Here is a 23,249-nt window from a genome sequence, read left to right as displayed (position 1 = left end):
GATATTGGCCTAACATGAATGCAACGTACCCAAAAATGAGTCAATCCCCACCTTTCACCATTCAAGAATGGTTCGCATAACTTAAGAATGAAAATAAACTAGGGCGGGCTGAAAATTAGTCTTCTCATGGGGTGAGGCCATGAATATTCAAATAAACGATATTGTTGGTCGGGTTTCTTATAAATGCGACGTGTTGTTCCGGGTAATAGATATCCGCGATATTGATGGAAGACGTGAAGCAATTCTTTATGGAGAAGATATCCGACTTATTGCAGATGCACCTTTTCAAGATTTAACGATCATAAATGATAATGAACGAAATGATCGACAAAGGTCGAATGAGGTACTTCAAGAACAATCAGACCGCTTATTAACACAAGATCTGGAGTTGCAACAACAAAAAAGCGGCTATCAATCCAGTAATGGCTATCGTTATAGCGGTGAATATTTTCAGATACCAGGAAGGGTCCTCCATGTTGATGGGGATGCATCTTACTTAAGGAAATGCATGGATCTATATCAGAAATTCAGTATTCCGGTCAACGGTATCTATTGCAATGAAAAGGAGATGCCCCATAGAATCGGGGGGTTGCTGGATCATTATCGGCCGGATATCCTTGTTGTCACCGGCCATGATGCTTATTCAAAATCAAAAGGACCAATGTCCGATATAAATGCCTATCGTCATTCTAGGGACTTTGTACTGACAGTTAGAGAAGCGAGAAGGAAGGTTTCTCATTTAGATCAACTTATTATCTTTGCCGGGGCTTGTCAATCTCACTTTGAATCGCTGATCCAAGCTGGGGCAAATTTTGCAAGTGCCCCTTCCCGTGTTAATATTCATGCTCTCGATCCAGTATATATAGCCGGAAAGATAAGCTTCACGCCTTTTTCTGAGCATATTCATGTATGGGATGTCCTTCGGAATACATTAACGGGAGAGAAGGGCTTAGGGGGAATTGAGACAAAAGGGGTCTTACGGACAGGGTTGCCTTTCAGGCCATTTCAGGAAGAATGAACAGGCTGCATTTTGAAAGAATGCAGCTTGCTTTCATTGTGTCAGAATTCGGATATCATCAACAAAAACCAGGGTATTTGTTGAGTGATGCCGCTAGGTGAGGATTTAATTACGAAAATTCGGCTTAATAAATAATGGAATAGTTCGTTTACATAATTTATCAATTCCCAGGATATAATAAAATTGTTCGCGATTTTGCCGGATTTTAGATAAAAATATATTGACTACATTTTTAAGTGCTGATATAATTTATTATTTTGTTTGCGTACATTTGTAAATTGTGATATACTTAACTTAGTGAGGTGGACCGAAAATGCCAAAAACTCTAGCTGATATTAAAACTGCACTTGATTCAAACCTAGGTAAAAGATTGCTCTTAAAAGCAAACGGTGGAAGAAGAAAGACTGTAGAACGTTTTGGAACTTTGGCGGAAACTTATCCGGCTGTTTTTGTAATTGAGCTCGACCAAGACGAAAATGCGTTTGAAAGAGTATCATACAGCTATGCGGATGTTTTAACGGAAACCGTAGAACTAACATTTTTAAACAAACAACAAGAGATGTAACTTAGACGAGGCAGCAAACAATTTTTGTTTGCTGCTTTTTGTTTTTTAAAAATATCCTGTAAGCTCCAATAAAGGCTTAAAAAGGGTGTAATGAAATAGCGTATGATGCAAACACTAGGCATGTGACAGCATGTGAAAGGGGTTGTTTCGCTTGAGCAGGAAAAAAGGGATTATGTCAAACGATCTTAAAGAGGAATTGGCAAAAGAACTTGGATTTTACGATGTTGTCCAGAAAGAAGGCTGGGGAGGAATCCGGGCTAGGGACGCAGGAAACATGGTGAAACTTGCCATCGAAAAAGCGCAACGTCAATTGGTGAACAAAGAGTAAGATAAACACTTAATTGTATCATGCTGTCCACTGAAAGAAGCCAGACTCTTTATACAATGTATAGCCCTATTCATTTTTGCTTACATTGTAGATAAGGAGTCTGGTTTTTTGATGTATCGGTAAATGCTATATGGATATGTAGCAAGTCTTTTTGGGGCAGGAATGAGTTGATCTCCCATGTACCTACATGTGTCTATTCTCCTCTAAAGGTCATCTTAGCCTCATTACATTGAAATTACGATGAAAAAACCTTTAGAATATATACAAATATGATAGAATAGGACAAGAACTTTTAAGAACGTTAAAGTAGGTGGACATATTGAAGCTTATGGAAAAAGCCCCGGCTAAAATTAATTTGGCTTTGGATGTGCTTTTCAAACGGCCTGATGGGTATCATGAGGTGGAAATGATCATGACGACAGTCGACCTTGCCGACAGAATTGAGCTGAAGGAAATTAAAGGAAATCGTATTCAGATTCTATCCCATAATCGATTTGTTCCGGATGATCATCGGAATTTAGCTTATCAAGCCGCATTTATTCTAAAGGAACGTTTTGGTATCAATAAAGGTGTTTCTATAACCATAGAGAAAAATATACCTGTAGCTGCAGGGCTTGCTGGTGGAAGCAGTGATGCTGCTGCTACCTTGAGAGGCTTAAATAGACTGTGGAAGCTTGGTCTTTCCATGGATGAACTTGCGGAAATAGGAGCTGAAATTGGCTCTGATGTTTCATTTTGTGTGTATGGAGGAACGGCATTGGCAAGAGGGCGCGGGGAAAAAATCACGCATCTTCCTGCACCGCCAAAATGCTGGGTCATCTTGGCCAAACCGACAATCGGCGTTTCGACTGCTGATATATACAAAAGGCTCCAAATTTCTAAAATGGATCACCCAGATGTACCTGGAATGATTTCGGCTATTAAGGAAAACAATTATCACGATGTATGTCAGGGGTTGGGCAATGTTCTAGAACAAGTGACATTGCAGTTATACCCAGAGGTTGCAAATATTAAAGATCAAATGAAGACATTTGGAGCAGATTCGGTCTTGATGAGCGGAAGTGGTCCGACCGTTTTTGGTTTGGTGGAGCATGATTCGCGCATGCAAAGAATTTATAATGGACTACGGGGATTTTGTGATCAAGTCTATGCGGTCCGCTTATTAGGTGATCGAAACAATCTTGAATAGAAACGTACATTAGTGGTATAGTTTCTATATAATATTCGGAATTCACAAAGGGGGTGTCTCAATGAAATTTCGTCGCAGCGAGAGGCTAGTCGATATGACCAATTATTTATTAGAACATCCAGGGGAACTTGTTTCGCTGACTTATTTTGCTGAAAGGTATAGTTCGGCAAAATCCTCGATCAGTGAAGATTTGACAATCATCAAAGATACCTTTGAACAACGCGGGATAGGATCTTTAACGACTGTTCCAGGTGCGGCAGGTGGAGTGAAGTATATTGTTTCCATCAAGGAAGCTGAAGTCAATGCCTTCATTGACGGATTATGCGATACGATCGCTAGTCCCGAAAGGTTACTTCCTGGCGGCTATCTATATATGACAGACATATTAGGGCATCCACAAACCGTGAATAAGGTTGGAAGGATAATCGCTTCAATGTATGCCAAGAAAAATGTCTCTGTCATTATGACAATGGCAACTAAAGGGATATCATTAGCATACGCCGTGGCAAATTATTTGAATGTTCCAGTTGTCATTGTAAGTAGGAATAATAAAGTAACGGAAGGTTCTACAGTGAGCATCAATTATGTTTCAGGCTCTTCAAAGAGGATTCAGACGATGGTACTCTCTAAAAGAAGCTTGGTTGAGGGTTCGAATGTATTAATTGTAGATGATTTCATGAAAGCTGGGGGTACCATTAATGGTATGGTCAGTTTATTGGATGAATTTAAGGCAACAGTTGCCGGAATTGCGGTGCTGGTCGAATCCGAACATACGGAAGAATGTCTTGTCGAGGACTATGTTTCACTGATCAAGTTGACCCAGGTGGTCGAAAAAGACAAAAAAATCAATGTCAGTCGTGGGAATTATTTTTCGCAAAAATAGGGGGAATCATTTCATGAAAACGATACATACGGATGAAGCACCGGCAGCAATCGGCCCATATTCACAAGGCGTGATCGTGGATAAGTTATTTTTCAGTTCAGGACAAATCCCACTCACTGCTTCTGGTGAGATGGTAACAGGGAATGTTAAGGAACAGACACACCAGGTCTTTAAAAATCTCCAAGCTGTTTTGAAAGAAGCGGGGGCCTCATTGGAAACTGTCATTAAAGCTACGGTATTCATTAAAAGCATGGACGATTTCGGTTCGATTAATGAAATATACGGAGAATATTTTTCAAGTCACAAACCTGCTCGCTCTTGTGTAGAGGTTGCTCGGCTTCCTAAAGATGCACTAGTGGAAATAGAAGTGGTTGCGCTCGTTAAATAAACGGGCGTTTTTTTGTGAATTTTTTTAAGGGGAATTCGTAATGGGTAATTTTCCTGTAATATAAGGGTGATTTTTAGCATTTTTGAAAACTAGGCTGAATTTTCTAAAAAACTTACAGATAATAGAAGGAGTTCACGTTTTTTTGTTGAATATGTACTTTAAGTTTTAACAACAACAAAAAGGGATGGTGAGCTTAAATGGAAGTAACTGACGTAAGATTACGCCGTGTGAATACGGATGGTCGTATGAGAGCTATCGCATCAATTACACTGGATAATGAATTTGTGGTTCATGATATTCGTGTGATCGACGGAAACAATGGTTTATTTGTAGCAATGCCAAGTAAACGAACTCCAGATGGAGAATTCCGGGATATCGCTCATCCAATCAATTCCTCGACACGCGGGAAAATTCAAGAAGCTGTCTTGACAGAATATCACCGATTGGGAGAACTTGAAACTGAATTAGAGGAAGCTGGAGCAGGAGCTTCTTAATTAACCTTGCCTTTAAACTTTAAATTTATAATTCGTGCACCTAGAGCCTACTTCATAAGTAGTGCTCTTTTTTATTTTATTCGGAAACGATAAGTTTAGAACTTATCCCCAGGTATTTGTTTAATTTGGCAAATAGTGTAATGATCACGGTGCTATCTTCAAAAGTTTAAGTACCCGACCTTTTTATTTTTTAAACCTTTTTCCAAAAAAGTGGGGTGGACGGAATGGCATTTACGAAGTTTACCATAACCTCTAATGACCTGAATATGAAATGGATTGGTAACTGAGTTTCGGAATGGGCGTTAACAAAGGATGCAGTGGTCCCTAATGGCATGTACATAGGGCATAATGCGATTATGGCAGTGTTTTGGGATAATGGGGGTAGCTTGTGTTATAAAGGGGAGAAGACATGGTTTCTGTATTATGTCATTATGAAAATAACATGGACCAGGCATGTTATTATTACCTGAATGATTTAAAAGAAGACAAAAAGGGCAGATAATAACGTTTGTAAGGCTGTCAAAAATTAACCTTTGCGGTTGACAATTATATGTACTTTTAATTGTTACCTTGAAAAGAATCACTATTTGAGATAATATTTTTAGTGGATAAAAAGGTAAAATGGAGGCCTGTTATGAGTAATCGCTATGCAATAATATTGGCCGCGGGGCAAGGTACTAGGATGAAATCTAAGCTTTATAAGGTTTTACACCCTGTTTGCGGAAAACCAATGGTACAACATGTCATCGATCAAGTCAATCAACTTCAAATAGAAGATATTGTAACAGTCATCGGCCATGGAGCTGAAAAAGTTCAAGAACAACTTGGTGATTCGTGCGAGTATGCCTTACAAGATCAGCAATTAGGTACGGCACATGCTGTAATGCAAGCGGAAAGCGTTTTATCCGATAAAAGTGGAACGACCCTTGTTATTTGCGGTGACACGCCTTTGATCAAAGCAGAAACGATGAAAGCGCTTATAGCATTGCATGAGCAAAATCAGGCGAAAGCAACAATCTTAACAGCATATGCAGATAACCCTGCTGGCTATGGAAGGGTCCTTCGCGGTGGAGGCGGTCTTGTAGAAAAAATCGTCGAGCATAAGGATGCCACTGATGAAGAAAGATATGTTAAGGAAATAAATACCGGTACATATTGCTTCGATAACCAAGCATTATTTAGCGCGCTGAAAAAAGTTTCAAATGACAATGTCCAAGGAGAATATTACTTACCGGATGTTATTGAAATTTTAAAACAAGAAGGCGAAGTGGTGACGGCCTTCCAATCAAGTGACTTCGAGGAGACATTAGGTGTAAATGACCGAGTGGCTTTATCGCAGGCTGAGCAAATTTTACGGAAACGCATCAATGAATCGCATATGAGAAATGGCGTAACGATCATCGATCCTCTTACTACGTTCATTGAAGCGGATGTGCAGATCGGACAGGATACGATCATTAACCCTGGGTCATGCATAAAAGGAAATAGTATTATCGGGCAGGATTGTTTGATTGGCCCGAATACAGAAATCAAAAATTGTGAAATTGGTGATGGAACGGAAATTCTCCAATCGGTTGTACACGAAAGCAGTATTGGAAGTTCTGTTAAAGTCGGTCCTTTCGCACATGTTAGACCTCAATCAGATATTAAGGATTCCGTTAAAATCGGTAATTTTGTAGAAATTAAAAAGACCGTTTTTGGCAAAGGAAGCAAGGCCTCCCATTTGAGTTATATCGGCGATGCAGAGGTTGGGGAGAATGTTAATATAGGCTGCGGATCTATTACCGTGAATTATGACGGGGAAAATAAACATTTGACGAAGATTGAAGACAATGTCTTCATAGGCTGCAATTCAAATCTTGTTGCACCTGTGACGATAGGAGAAGGAGCATATGTAGCTGCAGGGTCAACCATCACTCAAGATGTACCGCAAGAAGCTCTATCCGTTGCTCGGGCTCGTCAAGTTAATAAAGAAGATTATGTCAAGAAAATGAAATTTAATAAATAACCGACGGAGGTCATCATGTCAAATCAGTATTTAGATCCTAATTTAAAAGTATTCTCTTTAAATTCAAACTTCGATTTAGCTCAAGAAATTGCTGCTGCAATCGGTGTTGAGCTTGGAAAATGTAGCGTAACAAGTTTCAGTGACGGTGAAGTTCAGATTAATATTGAAGAAAGTATTCGTGGCTGTGACGTTTACGTAATCCAATCAACAAGTCAACCAGTCAATGAAAATTTAATGGAACTTTTAATTATGATCGATGCTCTTAAACGTGCTTCAGCTAAAACGATCAATATCGTAATGCCATATTACGGTTATGCCCGACAAGATCGTAAAGCGCGTGCGCGTGAACCAATTACAGCTAAACTAGTTGCTAATCTTTTAGAAACAGCTGGTGCCCACCGTGTAATTACATTAGATCTTCACGCGCCACAAATTCAAGGTTTCTTTGATATTCTGATTGATCACCTTGTTGCTGTTCCGATCTTAGCGGATTTCTTCAAAGAAAAAGATTTAAGTGATATCGTCATCGTTTCTCCTGATCATGGCGGTGTAACACGTGCACGTAAAATGGCAGATCGCCTAAAAGCACCAATTGCCATTATCGATAAGCGCCGCCCAAGACCGAACGTGGCTGAAGTCATGAACATCATAGGTAATATTGAAGGGAAGACAGCTATCCTGATTGATGACATCATCGATACTGCAGGTACTATTACACTAGCGGCCAATGCACTTGTAGAGAATGGTGCTAAAGCAGTTTATGCTTGTTGTACACACCCGGTCCTTTCAGGCCCTGCCATCGAAAGGATTCAAAATTCAACGATCAAGGAATTGGTCGTGACTAACTCGATTGCCCTATCTGAAGATAAGAAAATCGATAAAATTACTGGTCTTTCTGTTGCACCGTTGATTGCAGAGGCAATTATTCGTGTCCATGAGGAACAATCAGTCAGCACATTATTCGATTGATAACAAAACTAATCAAAACGCGGCGAGCCTTCGGGCTCGCTGTATTTTTGTTTGGAATTTTCAAAAAACATTAAATTCGTAGTTGACAGGTATGAATACTAATATTAAAATGGCTATACAAATTCAATTCATATTCATGGAATGAAAACCTATACTGACGCAAGTGCATATTGGTTAACGCCGATCGGACTACCGAAGGCTCCTTTTTACTTACCATTGAACATTAGGCATCTTTTTGCCCTATTGTCCTATTGGTGAAGAAAAGGAGCCTTTTATTTTTATAAATAGTTTAAGAAGGGTGTGCAGAATATGAAAAAACGAAAGATATGGCTGCTGTCCATTTTCAGCATCTTCTTGCTGATAATGAGTGCATGCGGGCAGGAAAAGAACAGTTCCACAAGTGCTGATGCAAAAGAATCGGATAAGACGATCCGAATCGGTTATCAAAAATTCGGGACATTAAATATTTTAAAATCAAAAGGGGAGTTGGAAAGCCATTTAAAGGAAGTGGGGTATACAGTCGATTGGACTGAATTCCCTGCAGGGCCTCAACTGCTTGAAGCCTTGAATGTCGATAGCATTGATTTTGGGCACACAGGGGAGGCGCCACCGATATTTGCACAAGCAGCCAAGGCTCCGCTTGTCTATATTGCCAATCAGCCGGAAAACCCATCAGGAGAGGCTGTAGTCGTACAAAAGGATTCACCCATTAAAAATGTGAAAGATTTAAAGGGTAAGAAGGTTGGCTTAAATAAAGGTTCAAATGTTCATTATCTATTGGTCAAAGCGTTAGAAGAAGCAGGTCTTACTCTTGATGACATTCAGCCCGTCTACTTGCCACCGGCTGATGCGAGGGCTGCTTTTGAAGGAAATCAAATCGATGCCTGGGTAATATGGGATCCATTCTTATCGGCGGCGGAATTGGAACTTAAAACGAAAACGATTCAGGATGGAGAAGGACTAGTGGCGAATCGTGAGTTCTTTTTGGCAACTGATTCATTTGCCGAGAACGAAGAGGCTTTGAAGATCATCAAAGAAGAACTGATGAAAGTTGATAAATGGATTGAAGAAAACCCAACGGATGTCGCTGAGTTTTTATCTCCGGAAATTGGAATGAGTGTGGAGGCATTAGAAAAAACATTAAAAAGAAAAAAATATGGACTTGAGGAGATTTCCAGTACGGTTTTGGATGATCAACAAAAGATTGCCGATACATTTTTTAATCTTAAATTAATTCCAAGCAAGATTAATGTTCTAGACGCATCTGCAGATGTTAAAAAAAAATAAGGGGGAAAATAATATGAAAGTATTTTGGTTTTTGCCATCACATGGGGAAAGTCGCTATTTAGGATCGACAAAGGGAGGGAGGGCGATTACACTTCCTTATTTAAAACAAATAGCTCAGGCAGTCGATCATTTAGGTTTTGAAGGGGCTTTGCTTCCAACGGGCCGTTCCTGTGAGGATGCATGGGTAGTGGGTTCTTCATTGATTTCTGCAACGGAAAGAATGAAATTTTTAGTTGCGATTCGTCCAGGTTTAATGTCGCCAACTTTAGCTGCGCGTATGGCTTCAAGCTTCGACCGGTTGTCGAATGGCCGTCTTTTGATCAATGTTGTAACTGGGGGGGACCCAGTCGAATTGGCAGGTGATGGCGTATTTTTAAATCATAAGGAACGCTATGAGCAAACAAATGAATTTCTCGATATCTGGAGAAAGGAAATGTCTGGTAAGAGTGTGGACTTTGAAGGGGAGCACTTAAAGGTTGAAGGTGGAAATGTTCTGTTGCCACCTGTACAAAAACCATACCCACCGCTCTATTTCGGAGGTTCGTCCGATCCAGCCATCGATATATCAGGAAAACATATTGATGTCTACTTGACTTGGGGTGAGCCGCCGGTGCAAGTGGCTGAAAAAATTGAAAAGGTACGTAAAAAAGCGGCAGAGTATGGACGTAAAGTCAGATTTGGCATTCGCATGCATGTCATTGTAAGAGAAACGGAAGAAGAAGCCTGGCAGGCAGCGGAGGAACTTATTAAATATGTGGATGATGAAATGATTGAAAATTCACAAAATATTTTTGAGCGATTTGATTCAGTAGGTCAGAAGAGGATGTCGCAACTTCATAATGGAAACAGAGATTCACTCGAAATCAGTCCGAACTTATGGGCAGGAGTAGGTCTTGTGCGCGGTGGTGCCGGTACAGCACTAGTCGGAAGTGCTGAAAATGTTGCCGCCAGAATGAAGGAATATGAAGAAACTGGAATAGAATCTTTTATTTTATCCGGGTACCCTCACCTGGAAGAAGCGTACCGTGTGGCAGAATTATTATTCCCTTTACTCCCTGTCGAACAGCAGCAAGTTCCCGTTTCGAAAGCGACGAGTCCATTCGGGGAAATCCTGGCAAATGACCACTACCCTACAAAAGGAAGTGAAAAAGAAGATGCAGGCAAAGTTAAACAAAAAGTTCAATAGTTTTTCCCTTATATCTTGGATCGTACCCATTCTGCTCTTGGTAATTTGGCAGCTGCTGTCTTTGTGGGGGATTCTGTCGGAACGGATATTACCTGCCCCGACTGAGGTCTTTCAAGCTGGCTACGCTTTATTGAAAACAGGGGAACTTATAGATTACATTGGCATCAGTGCCCAGCGGGCCTTCATCGGCTTTTTAATCGGCGGAGTTATTGGTTTTGTACTAGGGTTGTTAAATGGGTTATCATCCATTTCCGAAACATTATTCGATACTTCACTTCAAATGTTGCGTAATATACCACATTTAGCTTTAATACCACTTGTGATTCTATGGTTTGGCATAGAAGAAGAAGCGAAGATATTCCTTGTCGCCTTAGGAGTCCTATTCCCTATCTATTTAAATACATTTCATGGTGTGAAATCGGTGGATAAAGGTTTAATTGAAGCGGCGAGAGTTTATGGGCTAAATGATTTTTCTTTATTCTGGAATGTGATTCTCCCTGCTGCCTTTCCATCCATTTTGGTGGGTGTCCGCTTCTCCCTTGGAATCATGTGGGTCACATTAATTGTTGCAGAAACAATATCCGCTAATTCTGGAATTGGATATATGGCGATGAATGCACGGGAATTCATGAGGATGGATATCGTTGTTCTCAGCATTCTCTTATATGCCTTATTAGGAAAAGTATCGGATGTTTTTGCCAAAATAGTTGAAAAAAGATGCTTAAAATGGCATCCATCGTACCAATGAGGAGGCGTTTATTATGAAAAGTGGAAATTCATTGGAGTTGCAGGGTGTAAAAAAGGATTTTGGGGGATTTGCGGTTTTAAAGGGGATGGACCTTGCTTTTAAAAAAGGGGAATTCATAGCGATTGTCGGTAAGAGTGGGTGTGGAAAGAGTACCTTATTACGTCTTGTGGCAGGTCTGGATAAGCCGACGGCCGGGAAGATACTGGTGAATGGAAAGCCATTAAATGGACTGAATAAATCGTCACGTACAATGTTCCAGGATGGCAGGCTTTTTCCTTGGAAAAATATCCTTCAAAATATTGGTGTCGGCTTAAAAGGGGATTGGAAGCCAAAAGCTATGGAGTTACTGGAGCAAGTGGGGCTTGCAGATCGAGCAAATGATTGGCCATCCGTTTTATCGGGGGGACAGAAACAAAGGATAGCCTTAGCGAGGGCATTGGTGAACGAACCTGACATTCTTCTCTTGGATGAGCCGTTAGGAGCATTGGATGCATTGACGAGGATTGGCATGCAAAGGCTTATAGAAGAACTATGGAGGAAAAGGGATTTTACTGCCTTACTCGTTACACATGATGTTGAAGAAGCCGTACTGCTTGCTGACCGTGTCATACTAATTGAAGAAGGCAAAATCGTCATGAATAAGGAAATCAATTTGCCGAGACCACGGCAAAAGGACAATTTTCAATATTCATCATTAGCTGCCCAAATACTTAACCGAGTCCTGCAAGTCAGGGGCGAAATGGAAAACAAAGCGATTCACGCTTAAACCATAATAGAAAAGAATGAAAAAATTTTTTTACAGGGAATTCCTTTGTTTAGGCATGTGTTTACGCTTAGTGAAGCCTCCCGATTTTACCTTTCATGTTTAATGCCCCACTATTTAGGGAAATGTTAAATATAGAGAAACTTGTAATTTAGAATTAGGAAGGCGGAGGATGTATGAGTAATTTATTAGCTGCAAAAGAACGTACGGATTTAAAACACTCCAATTTAAGGAATTTGAGAGAAAGCGGCGAAATCCCGGCGATAGTATATGGCAATCAAAATGACAGTACCGCCATTTCGGTCAATAATATTGAACTTCAAAAGACTTTAAAGGAAATAGGCCGTAATGGTATCATTTCTTTGGACTTGGAAGGAACGAGTTATAAAGTCATGCTCTCTGACTATCAAAAGGATCCTATAAAGAACTTCATTTATCATGCAGACTTTTTAATTGTGGATATGTCCACTCAATTACAGGCACAAGTTCGCATTAACCTTGTCGGTGTTTGTAAAGGAGTTAAAGACGGTGGTGTCCTTCAGCAGTCTCTTCATGAAGTGACGGTGACGGCTAAACCTAATGAAATTCCTGAATCCATCGACGTTGACGTTACCGAACTTCAGGTAGGGGAAACAATCTACATATCTGATATCGAAACGAATCAGCAAGTTACTATCGACAACGATGGTGAAGAAGTTGTTGCATCTGTTTTGGCTCCTCGTCAGGAAGAGGAAATAGGTACGGGTGAACAACAAGATGGAGGTATCCCTGAAAATGCAGAGGGCAGGGAGACAAAAGCAACACCAGAGTCATGATGCCGAGATTAAACAAGTGAGTCATGATATAATAGACGTAGCTCTTAATGAGTTACGTCTTTTCAATCTTTGGATTCGTTCATCCAGACTGTTCCATTTTTAGGAATTGATTCCTTTAATTAGGGTTTATTTCTAATTAGTTCTCCGGTCGCTTGCAGTCCACCTTGAAATTAGGGTACTATTTTTCTAAGATCAATGATTTTGGAAAAACTTCGTCCCAACGTAACTCCCTAAATAACCGTAATGACGGAGTGTGAATCATGAAAATTATTGTAGGGTTAGGGAACCCAGGTAAACAATACGAAAAAACTCGGCATAACGTCGGATTTGAAGTAATAGATGAGTTATCCAGAAAATGGTCGATTCCACTTGATCAAGCAAAACATAAGGGGATCTATGGTGTGGGAATGGTAAAGGGAGAGAAAGTTTTATTGCTTAAACCCTTAACCTACATGAATTTATCAGGAGAGTCCATTTCGGCTGTCATGCATTTCTTTAAGGTGGATATTGCGGATGTAGTCATTATATATGATGACCTTGATTTGCCACCAGGGAAGCTTCGCCTTCGTCAAAAAGGAAGTGCAGGCGGTCATAATGGGATAAAATCTTCAATTGCCCATTTGGGTACGCAAGAATTCAATCGAATCAGAATAGGCATTGGCCGTCCGATAGGCCGTATTCCAGTACCTGATTATGTATTAGGGCGTTTTACCCCTGAGGAATGGGATCATGTAGGGGCAACAATCGAAAAAAGCGCAGCTTCTTGTGAAGCCTGGATAGAAAAACCATTTATACAGGTCATGAACGAATATAACCAATAGGCAAAGAGTAGATATAAGAAAGAATAATTCTTCCTGTTTCGCTGAATAAATCCCCTCTACTTTTGTACATACTAACACTATTACTAAAATAGGGGGTTACGAAATGGCTCTCCATTATCGATGCCGACATTGCGGAACTAAACTGGGCTCAATCGAGGCACACTCACTGAGTACGGAGCAGTTAGGTTTTAATCAACTTACCGATGAAGAGCGACAAGAGATGATCGTTTATGATTCTGAAGGGGATATGCATGTAAGGGCGATATGTGAAGATTGTCATGAATCGCTGCAGAGAAACCCCGAATTATATGAAAACGATTATATTATTCATTAGCGGGAGAGGGCTTTGGACAAAATCCAAAGCATTTTTCCGTTTGTCTGGTTTACACGGGCATATAAAATGAGAAATTGCCGTTAATAAAGAGGACGCTTGGTTGAAATGGCCAAGTTTAAATACAAGGATTTCAAATGGTTTTAGCATGTTTAGAGAGGGGGAAATAAAATGAATGGATTGCAAAACTTGTTCTCCAAACAAGATGATGTTCATTCGTTAATAGCCGGCATTGATGAAGGACTTAAGGAACAAATCGTCTCTGGTCTGACAGGTTCCTCAAGATCACTATTGCTGGCTTCCGTATATGAAAAGACGAATAGGCCGATTTTATTAGTTACCCATAATTTATTGCAAGCACAAAAATTCCATGAGGACTTATCCAGCTTCATTCCCGAGGAAGAATTATATATATATCCCGCCAATGAATTGATTGCGGCTGATTTGAGTGTGGCCAGTCCGGAATTAAGGGCCCAACGTATAGAGGCATTAAACTTTTGGGCGGAGGGAAAGAAAGGGATTGTCATTGCGCCGATTCCCGGGGTCCGTCGTGTGCTTCCTTCAAAGGATATTTGGAAGAGGCATCAGCTTACGTTTAATTTAGGGGAAGACATCGAGCTTGAACCAACGCTTAATAAATTCATTGCTATGGGTTATAACCGGTCTGAAATGGTTGCTTCTCCAGGTGAATTCAGTATCCGGGGCGGTATAATCGATATTTATCCAATCACGGAACCTAATCCAATACGAATTGAATTATTCGATACCGAAATAGATTCAATAAGGACTTTTTCAAGCGAAGATCAGCGATCCATCGAGAAACTCAAGAAAGTGACGATCGGTCCCGTCAGTGAGGCTTTGCTAGAGACAGAGCACATCGAAAGAATCATAACAAGGCTTGAGAGCGGATTAAGTAAAAGTTTGAAGAAGCTTAAAGATGAAAAAACCAAGGAACAACTGGTTCAAACGATCAGCTATGAACTTGAACAGCTGAAAATGGGAAATAAACCAGACCAAATCTTTAAATACTTAAGTTTAGCTTATGAAAATCCAGCTAGTTTAATAGATTATTTACCTGTAAATGGTTTGGTTTTCTTAGACGAAATCAGTAGAATCCAGGAAATCAATGATTCTTTGGAAAAGGAAGAGGCTGGTTGGTACACGGATCTTTTAAGTCAGGGACAGATTATCCATGACATAAAATTGGCTCATCCCATGCAGGAATTAATAATGAAATCCAGCAGGCCGTTTGTTTACCTTTCATTATTTTTACGGCATGTACCGCATACGAATCCTCAGAATATCCTGAATTTTGCCAGTAAACAAATGCAAAATTTCCACGGCCAGATGAATGTGTTCAAAGCTGAACTGGAACGTTGGAAAAAAGGGAAATTTACAGTCGTCATACTTGGACAGGATGATGAACGGGTAAAAAAACTGCATTCGGTTTTAGCCGATTACGATATAGAGGCCGCAGAACTGTTTGATGCGAACAGCATTCTTCCAGGTAAAGTACAGATTTTACGCGGCAGTCTAAATAGCGGCTTTGAATTGCCCATGCAGAAATTCAGTATCATTACGGAAACGGAATTGTTTAATAAGAAGTCAAAGAAATCGACACGGAGACAGAAACTATCGAATGCAGAGCGAATCAAGAGTTATTCCGAACTAAAGATCGGTGACTATGTCGTTCATGTTAACCATGGTATCGGGAAATATTTAGGAATTGAAACACTTACGATAAATGGGGTCCATAAAGATTATCTACATATTCGTTATCAAGCTGATGACAAATTGTATGTTCCTGTTGACCAAATTGATCTTGTCCAAAAATATGTCGGTTCAGAAGGGAAAGAACCGAAGCTTTATAAGCTAGGCGGAACGGAATGGAAACGTGTCAAAAGCAAGGTTCAATCATCAGTTGAAAACATTGCTGATGATTTAATCAAGTTATATGCAGAAAGGGAAGCGGCAAAGGGCTATGCTTTTTCACCTGATGGTGATATGCAGAGAGAGTTCGAAACTTCATTCGCTTATAATGAAACGGAAGATCAATTACGCTCTATAGTCGAAATCAAAAAGGATATGGAACGGGAACGGCCGATGGATCGTTTATTATGCGGCGATGTCGGATATGGGAAGACAGAGGTGGCCATCCGTGCCGCTTTTAAAGCCATTATGGATGGCAAGCAAGTTGCATTTCTTGTTCCGACCACCATCCTCGCCCAGCAGCATTTTGAAACACTAAGGGAACGCTTTCAGGAATATCCGATTTCGATTGGTCTTATGAGCCGTTTCCGGACGAAAAAACAGCAAACGGAAACGATTAAAGGATTGAAGGCCGGCACAGTGGATATTGTGGTAGGCACACACAGGATTTTATCCAAAGATCTAGTTTATCGCGATTTGGGTTTGCTTATCATAGATGAAGAACAGCGTTTTGGCGTTACACATAAGGAGAAGATCAAACGGTTAAAAACAAATGTGGATGTACTGACTTTGACTGCGACGCCGATTCCAAGGACCCTTCATATGTCCATGCTGGGCGTGAGGGACTTGTCCGTTATCGAAACACCTCCTGAGAATCGCTTCCCGATTCAAACTTATGTGATGGAGTATAATGGCTCGTTGGTAACGGAAGCGATAGAACGGGAATTGGCCAGGGATGGCCAGGTTTATTTCCTATACAATCGGGTAGAGGATATAGCAAGAAAAGCAGAAGAAATTTCCATGTTGGTACCCGATGCCCGTGTGACATTTGCTCATGGGCAAATGTCAGAGCAAGAGCTGGAAGCAGTCATGTTTGGCTTTTTAGAGGGTGAATATGATGTTTTGGTAAGTACAACCATTATAGAGACAGGTGTCGATATCCCGAATGTCAATACGCTAATAGTGAATGAAGCAGATAGAATGGGACTTTCACAGCTCTATCAGCTACGTGGCCGTGTAGGGCGATCCAATCGGGTGGCATATGCGTTCTTTACTTATAGGAAAGATAAAGTATTGACGGAAGTCGCAGAAAAACGTCTCCAATCCATTAAGGAGTTTACAGAATTGGGTTCAGGGTTCAAAATTGCGATGCGTGATTTATCCATCAGGGGAGCTGGAAATATTCTAGGGGCTCAACAACATGGCTTCATCGATTCAGTTGGTTTTGATTTGTACTCACAAATGTTGAAAGAAGCAGTGGATGCAAAACGTAATGACCAACCAATCGAAGAAAAGAACACCCTTGAAATTGACGTTGAAGTGGATGCATATATACCTGATGCCTACATAATGGATGGACATCAGAAAATAGAAATGTATAAAAGGTTCAGGGGCATTACCTCACTTGAAGAAGTGGAAGAATTACAAGATGAAATGCTCGATCGTTTCGGAGAGTATCCCGAAGAAGTTGCCTATTTATTCATGATCGCCGAGATGAAGGTATATGCTGAAAAAGCTGGAATTGAAAGCATTAAACAATTGAAGCAGGAAATCAGCATTCTTATTAGGGAAAAGGTAAGCAGCGATGTGGATGGACAAAAGGTGTTTGAGTTGGGATCGAAGTATGGCCGTATGGTGGGTTTTGGCATGGATGGCAACCGAATGAAGCTAGTCCTGCACATAAAAGGCGTAGAACAAAGCAAATGGCTTAATATCCTATTTGAGATGGCCAAGGGCCTACAGCATGTAAAAAAAGAGACTCAAACCACAAAAAACTAAAAGTGAATGATTGTCCTCTTGAAGAAATGTTTTTTAAGATACCATGGTAAAAGAATGCAACGAAAAGAAAAATTTTTTCAAAGTGCATAGAACTTACCATTAGAAAAATACTAAGTACAATAGCTGGTGATGATTTTGCTACAAAAAGAGGATTTATCAAATCAATTAGATGAAAGTGAGGCAACATTAGATGAAAGCAACTGGTATCGTTCGCCGAATTGATGATTTAGGAAGAGTCGTCATCCCGAAAGAAATTCGAAGGACCCTCCGTATTCGTGAAGGGGATCCATTGGAAATCTTTGTAGACAGAGATGGAGAAGTCATCTTAAAGAAATATTCTCCTATTAGTGAATTAGGCGATTTTGCAAGAGAATATGCAGAAGCACTTTATGATAGCCTTGGAAACCCAGTTATGATTTGTGACAGGGATACTTACATTGCGGTGGCAGGTGGCTCCAAAAAAGAATACTTAAATAAAAGCGTTAGTGAACTAGTGGAAAAAATCATGGAAGAAAGAAATCCTGTCTTGGAATCTCCAAATGGACAAATTTCCTTCGTTGATTCAAATGACGAAGAGGTCCAATCATATACTGCAGCTCCGATCATTGCGAGTGGCGACCCGATTGGTGCCGTCTTGATTTTCTCTAAAGAAGGTACCATTGGAGAAGTGGAACAGAAATCGGTTGAAACAGCAGCAAGTTTCCTAGCTAGACAAATGGAACAGTAAGCTTGGACATGCCATTATATTTTTAGATGTGGAAAGGGCAGCAACCGCTGCCCTTTTTGCTTTTTATTAAACGGATTGGGGAGGACAATAAAAAAGGAGGAGTATTTTCTTTGAGGTGAATATGGAAATTAATTAACAGTATGGTTACAAATGAAAATTAACCACTTGAATTATGCTATAATAACTACCACATATGAGTGAAAAGGGGAAAAAGAATGGCTGAAAAGCCTTATAAAACTTCAAATGAACTTTTTCGAGGTGCGCTGATCCTGAGCGCAGCAGCGATTATCGTTAAAGTTTTGAGTGCGGCATATCGCATACCTTACCAGAACATAGCAGGCGACATCGGATTTTATATCTATCAGCAGGTATATCCCTTCTACGGTGTTGCTTTTACATTATCAACACTTGGTTTCCCTGTTGTCATATCCAAATTGATCGCAGAGCGGGAGTCTTCAAAAAATAATTTTGCGGTCAAGGACATTTTAGTCACCTCATTCGTCGTCTTAAGTTCGATAGGAATCATGATGTTTGCTGCACTGTTCCTTGGCGCAGATTGGATTGCCGGATGGATGAAGGATCCGAATTTAGCCAGCCTGCTAAGAATCATTGCCTATTCCTATTTATTAATGCCGATTTCATCTGTATTAAGAGGCTATTTTCAAGGAATAAACGACATGATACCTACGGCGAGTTCGCAGGTCGCTGAACAATGTATCCGTGTATTGACGATACTGGTGCTTTCTACAATATTCGTGTATCAGGGCTACTCTCATTATGTGGTCGGTAAGGGGGCGGTCTTCGGTTCGATTACTGGCGGCATAACTGGACTGGTACTTCTTATTGCTTTCGTTATTTTAAAAGAAGAATGGAAGCTTTTTTTACGAATGAAAATCAAACCGGTTAGTTTCATCAAGATTTCCAAAGTCCTGGTTTTCCAAGGGTTGGCGTTTTGCATAACTGGCTTGATCCTTATCTTGTTTCAGTTTGTTGATTCACTGCACCTGTATTCGCTGTTAAGGGATACGGGGATGGGGGAAAGGGAAGCTAAAGAATGGAAAGGGGTATATGACCGTGGACAGCCTTTGCTTCAGCTAGGGACAGTCGTGGCAAATTCTTTTGCATTGGCGCTTGTACCTGTAATATCTGGCTTTGTTAAGAAGAAAAGTGAACAAGAATTACTCAATAAAATTAAATTGGCGCTGCGTGTAAGTACGACAATTGGACTTGCTGCTGCGATTGGACTGTTAGTAACGATTAAGCCGGTCAATCAAATGCTGTTCACGGATGCCAAAGGGACAATTACTTTAGCAATTTTCTCCTTATCGATTTTATTCACATCCATCATAATGGCAGAAGCGGCAGTGCTTCAAAGTTTAGGTTATTCGTTTGTGCCGGTGATCATTACGATTATAGGGGTGGGTAGCAAGTGGGCTTTAAATCTTGTTCTTGTGCCCCATTACAAAACCGCTGGAGCAGCCTCGGCAACCGTACTTGCATTTATGATCATGACTGCATTATTTTATACGGTATTGAGAGTACATATTAAAAAGACATTAATTGAAAAGAAGTACCTGTTAATAATTTTGAAGAGTACGGTTTACATGGGTACGGTGGTTCTTTTATTCAATGCCTTATTCCAATTGATGTTTCCAGGTGAGAGCCGAATGTTAGCTACAATCCAAGCGCTGATAGGTGTAGGGATCGGTGCGGCCGTTTTTGTGATGACCGCCATTCGTGCAGGTTTATTTGGCGAAGAAGAGCTTTCACTTATACCTGCTGGATCAAAGCTTAAACGATTTATAATAACGAATAGGAGTATACGAGATGAATGAGATTACGATAATAGGCCTTGGTGCAGGGGATTTAGATCAGCTTCCACTAGGGATTTATAAAAAATTGACACAAACTGAACAATGCTTCGTCAGAACGATAGATCATCCTGTAATCGGGGATTTGAAAAGGGAAGGAATCAATTTCACGGCTTTTGACGGGATATATGAAAAGCACGACCAATTTGAAGCGGTATATGAAGAGATTGCTGAAACACTATTACAGGAGGCTTCAAGCCGTTCCGTTCTTTACGCGGTTCCAGGGCATCCGATGGTTGCAGAAAAAACGGTTCAGCTTTTGCTCGAAAAGGGTCCGTCTCTAGGAATAGCCATTAAGTTAGAAGGCGGTCAAAGTTTTCTTGATCCCTTGTTTCAGGCTGTTCAAATCGATCCGATTGAAGGGTTCCAGCTTTTGGATGGTACAGATCTTTCTCCGGATGATTTACACATTACCCAGCACATGATAATCGGGCAGGTGTATGATGCTTTCAGTGCGTCTAATGTGAAGTTGACCTTAATGGAAAAGCTTCCGGATGACTACGAGGTATATATCGTTACAGCGGCAGGCAGCAGTCAGGAGAAAGTGACAAAGTGCGCTCTGTTCGAACTCGACCGTCAGATGGAGTTAAGTAACTTGACGAGTGTTTATGTCCCGCCTGTTAGAGAAGAAGCGTTACGGTATCGGGAGTTTTCTAAGCTGCGGCAGGTCATTGCAGAACTTAGAGGTCCTGGCGGATGCCCTTGGGATAAGAAACAGACTCATGAAAGCTTGAAGAAATATCTAATAGAAGAGGCATACGAGCTTATTGATTCCATCGATGAAGAGGACGATGAGGGCATGGTTGGTGAACTTGGGGATGTACTCCTTCAGGTGATGCTTCATTCTCAAATTGGCGAAGATGAGGGAATGTTCACGGTAGATGATGTGATTGAAGGTATTACTGCAAAAATGATTCGGCGCCACCCTCATGTATTCGGGGATGTTGAGGTGAATGGCGAGGAAGATGTTTTAGTGAACTGGCAGAAAATCAAAGAAGATGAGAAAGGGAGCGAAACAAAGGCTTCAATTTCCATTCTGGATGGTATTGAGAAATCGCTGCCAAACTTACTTCGGGCAGAAGAGTACCAAAAAAGGGCTGCGAAGGTTGGCTTTGATTGGGATGAGGTTTCCGAAGCGTGGAAAAAGGTTATAGAAGAAGTGCAGGAATTAGAAGAGGAAATATTAAGCCCAAATCGGGATGTCGAAAGAATTAAATCAGAGCTGGGCGACCTCTTTTTTGCGCTTGTCAACATTTCACGTTATTATGACATACAAGCAGAAGAAGCCGTCTACAAAGCAAACCAGAAATTTCACCAGCGTTTTACATATATAGAAAAGAGCATTCAAAGGGCAGACAAAAAGTTTGAGGATTATACATTAGAAGAACTGGATTCATATTGGGATGAGGCAAAAGCTAAAGGACTTTAATTAAGGGAGAGATTTGAATGTCGATGAGGTTAGATAAATTCCTAAAAGTTTCAAGGTTGATCAAGCGCCGCACACTTGCGAAAGAAGTTGCGGATAAAGGGAGAATCACGATTAACGGACAACAGGCAAAAGCAAGTTCGAGTGTTAAAGATGGCGATGAATTAACTGTACGATTCGGTCAAAAGCTGGTTACAGTGCGAGTCGATAAAATTCAAGAAACGACGAAAAAAGAAGCGGCTGCAGATATGTATTCCATCATAAAGGAAGAGAAGCTAGCAGAGGAGTGAGGACAGGCTTGGTTCTAATTCCCTTCTTACAGACATACACTTGTACAAAATCAGTGGTACTGTGAGGGATGAAAAAATGAGCCAATATATTGATCCGAATGCTGGTTACACAAAGGGAACGATCCAAGAGCATGATGTAACGATGAAAGGCCGCCGTTTACTTGATATTACCGGTGTCAAACAAGTGGAGAGCTTTGATAATGAAGAGTTTTTGCTAGAAACGTCAATGGGATTCTTATCTATCCGGGGTCAAAACTTGCAAATGAAGAATTTAGACGTTGATAAAGGCATCGTTTCCATTAAGGGAAAGATTTTCGACCTTGTTTATTTAGATGAACAATCAGGGGAGAAAGCTAAAGGCTTCTTTGGCAAATTATTCAAATGACCTTAACGACCCAATTTTATACGTTGCTTGCGATGATAGGCATGGGCAGTGCTTTTGGGGCTGCCCTGGATACGTATAGCCGGTTCCTGAAGCGTTCAGAAAGGAAAAGGTGGATTGTATTCATCCATGATTTCCTTTTCTGGATCATTCAGGGTCTCCTTATTTTTTATGTTTTGTTTTTAGTGAATGAGGGAGAGTTTCGCCTCTATTTATTTTTGGCCTTATTATGCGGTTTTTCAGCTTATCAAGCACTTTTCAAAGGGTTATATCAACGTTTTTTAGAGCTTTTGATAATACTGGTGATAAAGTTGGCGAGATTTATAGCTGATTCTGTTCACATGCTGATATTTCTTCCGATAAAATGGGTAATAGTATCTGTAATAGCCATCATCATCGGGATAGGTAAGTTCGTTTTAGCATTACTAAAATGGGCGGGGAAAATACTGCTCTTTATTTTAAATATTTTCTGGAGACCACTAAAATGGATTCTGACCCAAATATGGAATTTGTTGCCGGTTTTTGTTACAAAAAACGTCGGGAAGTTTTATAATAAGGGAAAAGGGATTTTATTGAAAATAAAGAATTCTATAAGTAGAACGCTAAATAGATGGAGAACTAAAAAGAAATGAGGAGCGATAATACATGAGTAGCCTTGGTAAAAGGAAAGTGGCAAAAATAGATAATCCCTACGTCGCTCAACAAGAGAAAAAAGTACAAACAGTAGAAAAAAAGAAGCGTGGTCTAATGCGTAGATTAACGCTTTACTCAGTTTTCGCCGCTGTCTTTTTGATTTTGGCTGTTTCCACCCTTATAACGCAAAATGTTGCACTTGATGAGAAAGTTCAACAGAGGGAAGAATTGAAGGGTAAGTTAGCTAAATTGGAAAAGGACGAGACCCTTCTTAAAGAAGAAATCGTAAAGCTTAATGACGATGACTATATAGCGAAAATAGCCAGACGGGATTATTTCTTATCTGAAAAAGGTGAAATCATTTTTACCCTTCCAAAAGGGAAGGAAGATAGTGACTAATATTGACACTGTTTTTTTAC

Annotated in this window: 24 protein-coding genes; all 24 read left to right on the top strand. The window is 40.4% G+C overall.

Annotated elements, in window-relative coordinates:
* Positions 1 to 139: 139 nt before the first annotated feature.
* Positions 140 to 1,018 carry a sporulation peptidase YabG gene (gene yabG, locus ACQKKK_RS24035; protein ID WP_427619655.1) on the top strand — a complete coding sequence of 293 codons (879 nt, stop codon included), beginning with the start codon at positions 140 to 142 and terminating at the stop codon, positions 1,016 to 1,018.
* A gap of 313 nt (positions 1,019 to 1,331) precedes the next feature.
* Positions 1,332 to 1,583, top strand: a complete 252-nt coding sequence (gene veg, locus ACQKKK_RS24030; RefSeq protein ID WP_034316343.1) for a biofilm formation stimulator Veg — start codon at positions 1,332 to 1,334, stop codon at positions 1,581 to 1,583.
* 151 nt (positions 1,584 to 1,734) lie between these two features.
* On the top strand, positions 1,735 to 1,911 hold the full coding sequence (locus ACQKKK_RS24025) for a small, acid-soluble spore protein, alpha/beta type (RefSeq protein ID WP_034316340.1): 177 nt from the start codon (positions 1,735 to 1,737) through the stop codon (positions 1,909 to 1,911).
* A gap of 319 nt (positions 1,912 to 2,230) precedes the next feature.
* Positions 2,231 to 3,100, top strand: a complete 870-nt coding sequence (gene ispE, locus ACQKKK_RS24020) for a 4-(cytidine 5'-diphospho)-2-C-methyl-D-erythritol kinase (RefSeq protein ID WP_427619654.1) — start codon at positions 2,231 to 2,233, stop codon at positions 3,098 to 3,100.
* 61 nt (positions 3,101 to 3,161) lie between these two features.
* Positions 3,162 to 3,983, top strand: a complete 822-nt coding sequence (gene purR / locus ACQKKK_RS24015) for a pur operon repressor (protein WP_427619653.1) — start codon at positions 3,162 to 3,164, stop codon at positions 3,981 to 3,983.
* 13 nt (positions 3,984 to 3,996) lie between these two features.
* A complete protein-coding gene (locus tag ACQKKK_RS24010; RefSeq protein ID WP_061440329.1) occupies positions 3,997 to 4,371 on the top strand; it encodes a RidA family protein in 375 nt (124 codons plus the stop codon).
* 197 nt (positions 4,372 to 4,568) lie between these two features.
* The gene (spoVG, locus tag ACQKKK_RS24005) at positions 4,569 to 4,865 is read left to right on the top strand and encodes a septation regulator SpoVG (RefSeq protein WP_034316332.1); all 297 of its coding nucleotides are present in this window, start codon (positions 4,569 to 4,571) and stop codon (positions 4,863 to 4,865) included.
* Positions 4,866 to 5,499: 634 nt separating this feature from the next.
* Complete coding sequence (gene glmU, locus ACQKKK_RS24000) at positions 5,500 to 6,873, top strand: bifunctional UDP-N-acetylglucosamine diphosphorylase/glucosamine-1-phosphate N-acetyltransferase GlmU (protein WP_427619652.1); 1,374 nt, start codon at positions 5,500 to 5,502, stop codon at positions 6,871 to 6,873.
* A gap of 15 nt (positions 6,874 to 6,888) precedes the next feature.
* Entirely contained in the window at positions 6,889 to 7,842 is a 954-nt protein-coding gene (locus ACQKKK_RS23995) for a ribose-phosphate diphosphokinase (protein WP_057276495.1), read from the top strand.
* A 309-nt stretch (positions 7,843 to 8,151) separates the two neighbouring features.
* Positions 8,152 to 9,129, top strand: a complete 978-nt coding sequence (locus ACQKKK_RS23990) for a sulfonate ABC transporter substrate-binding protein (protein ID WP_427619651.1) — start codon at positions 8,152 to 8,154, stop codon at positions 9,127 to 9,129.
* A gap of 13 nt (positions 9,130 to 9,142) precedes the next feature.
* On the top strand, positions 9,143 to 10,315 hold the full coding sequence (ssuD, locus tag ACQKKK_RS23985; protein ID WP_427619650.1) for an FMNH2-dependent alkanesulfonate monooxygenase: 1,173 nt from the start codon (positions 9,143 to 9,145) through the stop codon (positions 10,313 to 10,315).
* Positions 10,284 to 11,063 carry an aliphatic sulfonate ABC transporter permease SsuC gene (gene ssuC, locus ACQKKK_RS23980; protein ID WP_427619649.1) on the top strand — a complete coding sequence of 260 codons (780 nt, stop codon included), beginning with the start codon at positions 10,284 to 10,286 and terminating at the stop codon, positions 11,061 to 11,063. The genes ssuD and ssuC overlap by 32 nt, the downstream gene beginning before the upstream one ends.
* A gap of 13 nt (positions 11,064 to 11,076) precedes the next feature.
* Entirely contained in the window at positions 11,077 to 11,829 is a 753-nt protein-coding gene (locus ACQKKK_RS23975; protein ID WP_427619648.1) for an ATP-binding cassette domain-containing protein, read from the top strand.
* A gap of 173 nt (positions 11,830 to 12,002) precedes the next feature.
* Positions 12,003 to 12,641, top strand: a complete 639-nt coding sequence (locus tag ACQKKK_RS23970; RefSeq protein ID WP_427619647.1) for a 50S ribosomal protein L25/general stress protein Ctc — start codon at positions 12,003 to 12,005, stop codon at positions 12,639 to 12,641.
* Positions 12,642 to 12,901: 260 nt separating this feature from the next.
* Entirely contained in the window at positions 12,902 to 13,462 is a 561-nt protein-coding gene (gene pth / locus ACQKKK_RS23965; protein ID WP_427619646.1) for an aminoacyl-tRNA hydrolase, read from the top strand.
* Positions 13,463 to 13,565: 103 nt separating this feature from the next.
* Entirely contained in the window at positions 13,566 to 13,796 is a 231-nt protein-coding gene (locus ACQKKK_RS23960; RefSeq protein ID WP_061440335.1) for an anti-sigma-F factor Fin family protein, read from the top strand.
* Between the two features lie 168 nt (positions 13,797 to 13,964).
* On the top strand, positions 13,965 to 17,501 hold the full coding sequence (gene mfd, locus ACQKKK_RS23955; protein WP_427619645.1) for a transcription-repair coupling factor: 3,537 nt from the start codon (positions 13,965 to 13,967) through the stop codon (positions 17,499 to 17,501).
* A 190-nt stretch (positions 17,502 to 17,691) separates the two neighbouring features.
* On the top strand, positions 17,692 to 18,228 hold the full coding sequence (gene spoVT / locus ACQKKK_RS23950; protein WP_061144055.1) for a stage V sporulation protein T: 537 nt from the start codon (positions 17,692 to 17,694) through the stop codon (positions 18,226 to 18,228).
* 215 nt (positions 18,229 to 18,443) lie between these two features.
* Positions 18,444 to 20,063, top strand: a complete 1,620-nt coding sequence (locus ACQKKK_RS23945) for a putative polysaccharide biosynthesis protein (RefSeq protein WP_427619644.1) — start codon at positions 18,444 to 18,446, stop codon at positions 20,061 to 20,063.
* A complete protein-coding gene (mazG, locus tag ACQKKK_RS23940; protein ID WP_427619643.1) occupies positions 20,056 to 21,528 on the top strand; it encodes a nucleoside triphosphate pyrophosphohydrolase in 1,473 nt (490 codons plus the stop codon). The genes ACQKKK_RS23945 and mazG overlap by 8 nt, the downstream gene beginning before the upstream one ends.
* 23 nt (positions 21,529 to 21,551) lie before the next feature.
* Positions 21,552 to 21,815: an RNA-binding S4 domain-containing protein gene (locus tag ACQKKK_RS23935; RefSeq protein ID WP_061465928.1), complete on the top strand. Its 264-nt coding sequence runs from the start codon at positions 21,552 to 21,554 to the stop codon at positions 21,813 to 21,815.
* Positions 21,816 to 21,891: 76 nt separating this feature from the next.
* The gene (gene yabP, locus ACQKKK_RS23930) at positions 21,892 to 22,200 is read left to right on the top strand and encodes a sporulation protein YabP (protein WP_053348985.1); all 309 of its coding nucleotides are present in this window, start codon (positions 21,892 to 21,894) and stop codon (positions 22,198 to 22,200) included.
* The gene (gene yabQ / locus ACQKKK_RS23925; RefSeq protein ID WP_427619642.1) at positions 22,197 to 22,829 is read left to right on the top strand and encodes a spore cortex biosynthesis protein YabQ; all 633 of its coding nucleotides are present in this window, start codon (positions 22,197 to 22,199) and stop codon (positions 22,827 to 22,829) included. Before yabP ends, yabQ begins: the two co-directional genes overlap by 4 nt.
* A 13-nt stretch (positions 22,830 to 22,842) precedes the next feature.
* Positions 22,843 to 23,229, top strand: coding sequence for an FtsB family cell division protein (locus ACQKKK_RS23920; RefSeq protein WP_427619641.1), 387 nt, complete (start codon positions 22,843 to 22,845; stop codon positions 23,227 to 23,229).
* The last annotated feature ends 20 nt before the right edge of the window (positions 23,230 to 23,249 follow it).

It is taken from the genome of Peribacillus sp. NPDC006672 (genome assembly GCF_050274955.1).
Taxonomy (GTDB): domain Bacteria; phylum Bacillota; class Bacilli; order Bacillales; family DSM-1321; genus Peribacillus.
The sequence above is the reverse complement of the archived record's forward strand: the minus strand, read 5'-3'. Positions and strand labels throughout refer to the sequence as shown.